The organism is Segetibacter sp. (assembly GCF_025963695.1).
Lineage (GTDB): Bacteria > Bacteroidota > Bacteroidia > Chitinophagales > Chitinophagaceae > Segetibacter.
This window is the reverse complement of record NZ_JAOQAH010000030.1, coordinates 60,800-68,050: the sequence shown is the minus strand read 5'-3', so window position 1 is coordinate 68,050 and position 7,251 is coordinate 60,800. Positions and strand designations below refer to the sequence as shown.

The window sequence follows — 7,251 nt, the reverse complement described above, 5'->3', positions numbered from 1 at the left end:
AAATTCTTGACCAGGCTAAAGGCTACTATGGTAAACGTAAAAATGTATATACCGTAGCGAAAAATATTGTTGAAAAGGGTATGACTTACAGTTATGTAGGCCGTAAACTTAAAAAGCGTGAATACCGGACTTTATGGATCGCACGTATCAACGCTGCTGTTAGAGCAGAGGGAATGACTTATAGCGAATTTATCAATGCTTTATCTGTTAAAGGAATTGATCTTAATCGTAAAGTTTTAGCTGACATCGCTATGAACGAACCAGCTTCTTTTACAGCTTTGGTTGCTTCAGTAAAGTAATTGACAATACGGAGAATAATTTTAACTACCGGGGGCACTTTCGCTTCCGGTTTTTTATTTTTATTATACTGCAATCAATTAATTTTGCCCAATTATTCTGTTTTATCTAATTAAAAGAAGGACCTATATATATCAATGAATAATTCTTACACCGACCTGGTGAAGCAAACCTTCCACTTTCCACAGGAAGGATTTCATTTAGAAAACAACTATCTGCAATACAATAACCTTGACATCAAAGCCCTGATTGACAAGTACGGTACTCCGCTAAAGTTAACCTATCTACCTAAGATTGGTATGCAGATTAATAAAGCCAAACAGATGTTTGCTAATGCTATTAAGAAGCATAAGTACGAAGGTGCCTATAATTATTGCTATTGCACAAAAAGCTCTCACTTTTCCTTCGTAGTTGAGGAGACATTAAAGCACGACATTCACCTTGAGACGTCTTATGCCTATGATATCGAAATAGTTAAAAAGCTATATCAAAGAAAAAAGATCACAAAAGATACATTTATCATTTGCAACGGATACAAGCAAAAGAACTATACGAAGCGTATTGCCAACCTATTGAACACAGGTTTTAAAAATGTGTTTCCCGTTTTGGATAATGTGGAAGAGTTGGATGCATATAGAAAATCAGTAAAGGTTCCTTTTAAGCTGGGTATTCGTGTAGCTGCTGAGGAAGAGCCATCGTTTCCTTTTTATACCTCCCGTTTAGGAATCAGGCCAAAGGATATTTTGGAATTTTATGTTGATCACATAGAAGGTTATGAAGATAAATTCACGCTTAAAATGCTTCATATCTTTCTGAATAAAGGCATAAAGGATGATATATACTATTGGAGTGAATTGAATAAGGTGATTAACCTTTACTGCCAGTTGAAAAAGATCTGTCCTGAACTTGACAGCATTAACATTGGTGGTGGGTTTCCTATTAAACATTCGTTGGGTTTCGATTACGATTACCAGTTCATGATCAATGAGATTGTTGGTAATATTAAAAAGGCCTGTAAAAATGCCAAAGTGCCGATGCCAAATATTTTTACCGAGTTTGGAAGTTTTACCGTTGGTGAGAGCATGGCGCACATTTACAGCGTTTTAGGTCAAAAAGTGCAGAATGACAGGGAGAACTGGTACATGATTGATTCGTCGTTCATCACCACGTTGCCTGATACCTGGGGAATAGGCGAGAAGTTCCTGATGCTGCCGATAAACAAATGGGACGAAGAATATCACCGTGTAGTGTTAGGCGGTCTCACCTGCGATAGTCACGACTATTACGATAGTGAAGAGCATATAAACGAAGTATTCCTGCCGAAGCTGGCTGGCGAAGAACCTTTGTATGTTGGCTTCTTTCATACCGGCGCTTACCAGGACCAGATCAGCGGCTACGGAGGTATTAAGCACTGTTTAATCCCAAGTCCAAAACACATTATTGTCGGGCATGATAAAGACGGTAAGCTAAAAGATTGGGTGTATGCTAAAGAACAGACTGCCCAGAGTATGTTGAAGATATTAGGGTATATGTAAGCCTCATAAAATTCTATTAAAAAAGCCGCCATTGTTGGTGGCTTTTTTAGTTATCACGCTACAGCAATTATTTGCAGGCTTTTTTTTAAAAGTCCGAAATTTCTTCTAATTCTTAATCAATTGTACTTTTTGAGGTTTTTATTTTTGGGTATCAACTGTAGCAAAGTAAAGTAGCATCGTTGCCACGCTCGGTTCAACCGCAAATCTTTTGGGGAGCTTTTATTACACTTTGTGTCGGCGTAGCTTTTGCTTATAACAGCTGCAGTATTTTATTATTAACCTTGAAATTATTGATGATTATGATGGTTGAAATTTTGGGCAAAATTCAATATGTCTATGAATTAAACAACTCAATTGATATAGTAGGAGGCAGGCTCTATGTTTTTTTAAAACAACACGTGCGGGAAGGAAAGGCGTATTATGAATACCTGGGTTCTATGTTTTCAACCTTAGAAGATAATACCACTGCGTTCATGAGTGCCTTTCTTACTATTTCGACGCATTACGCATTACCGGCTGCACCACAAGCAGAGCTAGTGGAACTAAAACAGGCGTTGGACAAAAATGACAGGGGATTGGAATTTGAAGGAAAGGCTTTAGTATAGAAGATTCTTCCAAAATTGAAAATATGAAAACGTGCTTTTTTGTTGCTGGGTGCCTGTTATGCAGCATTCTTGGATTCAGTCAAACTCCAACTGATTCGGTTAAAATGGTAGTAGGCAAACTGTTTACGGCAATGAAGGCAGGAGATAGTCTTATGCTTACGCAATGTTTTACCGACAGTGCCATTTTGCAAACCGTAGCTAAAACCAAAGAAGGAAAAGTTTCAATAAGAAATGAAGATGTTCGTGATTTTGCGAAACAGATCGCAGGCATGCCTAAAGGCGATGCAGATGAACGAATAACTTTTAACATGGTAAAAGTTGATGCTGACCTGGCAATTGTATGGACTCCCTATCAATTTTATTATAAAGGAAGTTTTAGCCACTGCGGCGTAAACTCTTTCCATTTGGTAAGAATAAATGGCGAATGGAAAATTCAATATCTAATTGACACAAGGAGAAAGGATAATTGTATTTAAGACGAGTATGAGGAACTGGTATTTTTGAATACGATGAAAATAAAAGACGAGAAGTGTTTTTAGATAATCAAGAGTGAAAAGTCTGCATTTTATTGCCCTGCTTTTTAAGCTTTACAAAGTGTTTTAATTTTGCCTGCCAGGTAGCTGATTGCGCCCAATTGCCTATAAATAAAATGACGGTGTTTTAATGATGATTTTCATTCAATCGTTTTGATTGAGTTCGCTGTAAAAATTGAAGTGGCGGTTAAATGAATTGTTGAAGACAACAAGACCACGACAAAAACCACGGGCTGGCGATACTAAGAATTTACCTTTTGCACTATTACAGCAATACGGGGCGCATTACTATAACGAAATCTACTTATGCGAAAACAGCCACGGGTTTTATGTGATGGCGTAAGTAACGGATATATAGTTGATTTGAGAAATTATGAAAATAGTTGAAGGAAGATTTAGCGTTGCAGTGAGTGACACAACAATGTTGCTATGAAAACAAATGTTGGTAAACAAACGAAAAATATTGATTAAACGTTATTGATAAAATACCGGGGTTACCGTAAATCCTGCTTTTCTCAATAAGTTTATAACACCGGTTTCTCCACCCAAATGCCCTGCACCAAAAGCAAAGAAAGTAGCACGTTTTTTAGCTTCTTCACCTATAACCGGTATCCAATTACGATTGCGATTACTTAAAAGAATGTCAGTGTATGGGCCGAAGTCTTCTTCTTTGGTAGTTAATATATTCATTTGATGGATGTCTTTCTTTTTATAAACGTCCAGCATTTCGTGAAATTCAATTTTAGCGCTATCCATATTTAGGAGTGTTTTCAGCAACATGTCGGATTGTACTTTGTATGGAATTTTGTCGAAAACATCAATCTGGTCCCGCACCTTTTCAAGGCCTTTTATTGCTATCGATTTTTCTTTAGCCATTGTTTGAAAAACACTTTCCCAACTAACAGGTGCGCAACCTAGTAAAGAAGGATAAATCATAGACATCACCAGCATAGGCTTTGCTGTATTAAGCATTTTTAAAGGCATGCCTGTGGAGTTTTTGAAAATGGCACTTACGCTTTCAAATTTACTTCCCATCAAATTTTCTAATGTCGAAGAATCTTTCATTTGCATTCCCTCCATCATTTCTTTCATCATGTTCGGATCGTCTATGTCAACTTCAAGGTATAGTTCGCGGGCAGTATTAAACTTTTCTTTTACAATCTGTGGCATTTTCATTTCGCCGGAGCACATCAGATGGATAGTGCCAAAAAGGTATGAAGGGGCTGTAATTCCTTTGCCAGAAACCTTCCAAAGTAAAGTTTTTTCTTTAGGTATTTGGGCGGTAGAAGAGAGGAAGGAGGTTAAGAACGATAATATGATCAGGGTGGTTTTTTGCATGATTTTATCTAAATGTGAGTACAACTGCGATTTGCTGAAATTGTGGGAGTGAAAATATTATAAAAAAACAAACCCGGCGTAAAAACACCGGGTTTCACAAAACCAAAACCAACTGCTATGAAACAATCTTTATTAATCAGTAGTTAAACTGCTTTTTTAAAAAAAGGTTTAATAGATTATTGTATGGAAATTTGTTTTGGAGCATTTTTAACTTCTTCTTTTTTAGGAAGAAAAACGTTTAAAATGCCGTTCTCATACTTCGCCTCTATTTTGTCTGCATTAATTTTTTCATCAAGTGTAAACGAACGTTTGAAGTTCTGGAAAGCCCACTCTCTTCTTACAGGTTTAAATTCTTTTACTTCAGCCTCTTCTTTCTTTTCGTGGCTAACTGTAAGTAATTTGTTCTCTACATTAATTTTAAAATCTTCTTTGTTTCTTCCGGGAACGTTGAACTGAAGATCGTAACCATTTTCTGTTTCGTTAATGTTTACCGGAGCTGATGTATTAGTCCAAACGTCGTTTCCCCGGGTTGCCGGGAAAGTACTGAACAACTCGTCAAATACTTTGTTTAAGCTGTTGCTTGCGGGATAAGTTTTTGTAAGTATCATAGTTTTTATTTTTTATTTGTTTGGTACAGCTAGATCAAACGCCGTTCCTTTCAAAGAAATCAGTGTAAAAGTCAGGAAATTATATTTTTGCTGCCATATAGTCTTGTTTCTTCTGATTTTACTGACACAATTGCCATTAACATTCCTTTTTTGAATATTAATTGCATTTCTACGTATTTTTGTTGCCTGATAAATTATAAGTCACATCTAAATTAAAATAAATGTATCCAGAAGAAATAGTATTACCAATGAAAGCCGAGCTTACCGATAATGGCTTTGAAGATTTAGATACACCTGAACTTGTGGATGAGTATGTAAGTAAAGAAGGAACAACTTTATTGATGATTAATAGCGTTTGCGGTTGCAGTGCAGGTTCGGCGCGCCCCGGTGTTTTAATGGCTGTTGCAAATTCTACTAAGAAACCTGAAAACCTGACCACAAGTTTTGCCGGTTTCGATACTGCTGCCATTCAAAGAGTTCGTGAGCATTTATTGCCTTATCCTCCATCTTCACCAGCTATTGCATTATTTAAAAACGGTGAACTGGTTCATTTTATTGAAAGACACATGATAGAAGGTCGTCCGGCTCAAATGATTGCACGTAACCTTATTGCCGCTTTTGAAGAACATTGCTAAACGCAATTAAAGATATGTAAATTTTCATCCTGGCTTAATTGCCTTTGCCGCGGATGGGTTAGTAAATATCCTCCTCCATTTCAATGGGGGAGGTTTTTTTTACAGAAATAACTGGAACACAGATAGCGCGAATTTAAAGGAGGTTGATAGATTTAGGAAGATAAAAGTTTTGCGTTTTATAGAAAAACAGGTACTAAAACTCATCAGTAAATTTATTACCAAAAGAAGCAGAAACATTTGTGCTCATCAGTCCAATCCTTGTCATCGGTGTTCCAATTCTTTCCGGCATGTGTCTTCATTAATGCAAACTTCTCATTAACATTGCAATTCATACTTTTGCGCACCAGAATAATTATCAATGTATCCTAATTTATACTACGCTTTTAAAGATTTGTTTGGAGTAGAATGGACCGGTCTTAAACTCATAAACTCTTTTGGTTTTTTTGTTGCCCTGTCTTTTATCGCAACTGCATTTGTTTTAACTGCCGAGCTAAGAAGAAAAACGAAGGAAGGGTTACTTACCTATAAAGAAGAAAAAGTGGTCGTAGGTAAACCCGCCTCGGTTGGTGAACTTTTAATAAATTTTATTCTGGGTTTTGTAATGGGTTTTAAGTTGATTGGCGCTTTCTTAGATCGTGAAGCATTAGTAGATACTCAAACTTATATTCTTTCAGGTCAGGGTAGTTGGGGAGCCGGAATTTTAATGGCCCTTCTATTTGCTTTTTTAAAATGGCAGGAAAAAAACAAGACTAAACTTGCAAAACCTGAGGAAAGAACCATAAAAATATGGCCCCACGAAAGGGTAGGTGACATGGTTATCTATGCCTTTATTTTCGGTTTTTTAGGCGCTAAAATTTTCCATAATCTTGAGAATATAAACGATTTAATTAGGGATCCGATAGGTTCTCTTATTTCATTTAGCGGGTTAACTTTTTACGGTGGTTTAATCTGCGCTACTATCGCTATCTGGAGGTATTGCCGAAAGAACAATATGAACGCAATACATGTGGCTGATACATTTGCGCCCGCAATGATGTTGGCTTATGGACTGGGTCGTATTGGTTGCCAGGTGGCGGGTGATGGCGATTGGGGAATTGTAAACACTCATCCAAAACCTTTTTCCTGGCTACCAGACTGGGCTTGGGCTTATACTTATCCTCATAACGTGATTAGCGAAGGCGTTCATATTCCAGGTTGTGTTGGCCAGTACTGCGCAGAACTGCCGCAGGCCGTTTTTCCGACACCTTTGTATGAAATTATTGCTTGTCTTTTATTATTCGGTTTCCTTTGGAGTATCCGCAAAAGAATTAAAACACCCGGTGTTTTAGCTGCCATTTATTTAATTGTAAATGGCATCGAAAGGTTCTGCATTGAGTTAATAAGAGTAAATACCAAATATCATTTCTGGGGTATTAGCCCTACTCAAGCTGAGCTAATAGCTGCTTTTCTTATTATTAGTGGTATTGTCTTACTGGTAGTATTCACCCGCAGAAACAATAGACAGCTTCGTAGAACCTTATAATGGTTGCTTTATTATTTTTGTAGCAAGCTAAATAGCTCCGATTTAACATTCTTGCGTCGCAGTCCGTTCATCGGTTGTACTACTATTTAGCTTTTCTGGCATTTTTTTAATTAACAGTTTCCAAATGCATCGGGCAAGGGGCTGTAATAAAGCTTGCAAAAAAAGGAAGACTGTGACT

The 7,251-nt window shown here is 37.1% G+C and carries 8 protein-coding genes; 6 read left to right on the top strand and 2 right to left on the bottom strand.

What is annotated here, in order from left to right:
- The first annotated feature begins 2 nt into the window (after positions 1-2).
- The 4 genes from rplT (at position 3) to JWR87_RS04615 (ending at position 2,913) form a co-directional block, all read left to right on the top strand.
- The gene (gene rplT, locus JWR87_RS04630; protein ID WP_297816157.1) at positions 3-299 is read left to right on the top strand and encodes a 50S ribosomal protein L20; all 297 of its coding nucleotides are present in this window, start codon (positions 3-5) and stop codon (positions 297-299) included.
- 135 nt (positions 300-434) lie between these two features.
- Positions 435-1,832: an arginine decarboxylase gene (locus tag JWR87_RS04625; protein ID WP_297816155.1), complete on the top strand. Its 1,398-nt coding sequence runs from the start codon at positions 435-437 to the stop codon at positions 1,830-1,832.
- 299 nt (positions 1,833-2,131) lie between these two features.
- Positions 2,132-2,437, top strand: coding sequence for a hypothetical protein (locus JWR87_RS04620; RefSeq protein ID WP_297816153.1), 306 nt, complete (start codon positions 2,132-2,134; stop codon positions 2,435-2,437).
- Between the two features lie 23 nt (positions 2,438-2,460).
- Positions 2,461-2,913, top strand: coding sequence for a nuclear transport factor 2 family protein (locus tag JWR87_RS04615; protein WP_297816152.1), 453 nt, complete (start codon positions 2,461-2,463; stop codon positions 2,911-2,913).
- A 531-nt stretch (positions 2,914-3,444) separates the two neighbouring features.
- On the opposite strand, the gene JWR87_RS04610 is transcribed toward JWR87_RS04615, so the two are convergent.
- Both JWR87_RS04610 and JWR87_RS04605 read right to left on the bottom strand, forming a co-directional pair.
- The gene (locus JWR87_RS04610; protein WP_297816149.1) at positions 3,445-4,308 is read right to left on the bottom strand and encodes a TraB/GumN family protein; all 864 of its coding nucleotides are present in this window, start codon (positions 4,306-4,308) and stop codon (positions 3,445-3,447) included.
- Between the two features lie 176 nt (positions 4,309-4,484).
- A complete protein-coding gene (locus JWR87_RS04605; protein ID WP_297816148.1) occupies positions 4,485-4,916 on the bottom strand; it encodes an Hsp20/alpha crystallin family protein in 432 nt (143 codons plus the stop codon).
- A 221-nt stretch (positions 4,917-5,137) separates the two neighbouring features.
- Between JWR87_RS04605 and JWR87_RS04600 the strand changes: the two genes are divergently transcribed.
- Both JWR87_RS04600 and JWR87_RS04595 read left to right on the top strand, forming a co-directional pair.
- Positions 5,138-5,551 (top strand): BrxA/BrxB family bacilliredoxin, encoded by a 414-nt coding sequence (locus tag JWR87_RS04600; protein ID WP_297816146.1) that lies wholly within the window; start codon positions 5,138-5,140, stop codon positions 5,549-5,551.
- Positions 5,552-5,909: 358 nt separating this feature from the next.
- Positions 5,910-7,073, top strand: a complete 1,164-nt coding sequence (locus JWR87_RS04595) for a prolipoprotein diacylglyceryl transferase family protein (RefSeq protein WP_297816143.1) — start codon at positions 5,910-5,912, stop codon at positions 7,071-7,073.
- Positions 7,074-7,251: the final 178 nt, after the last annotated feature.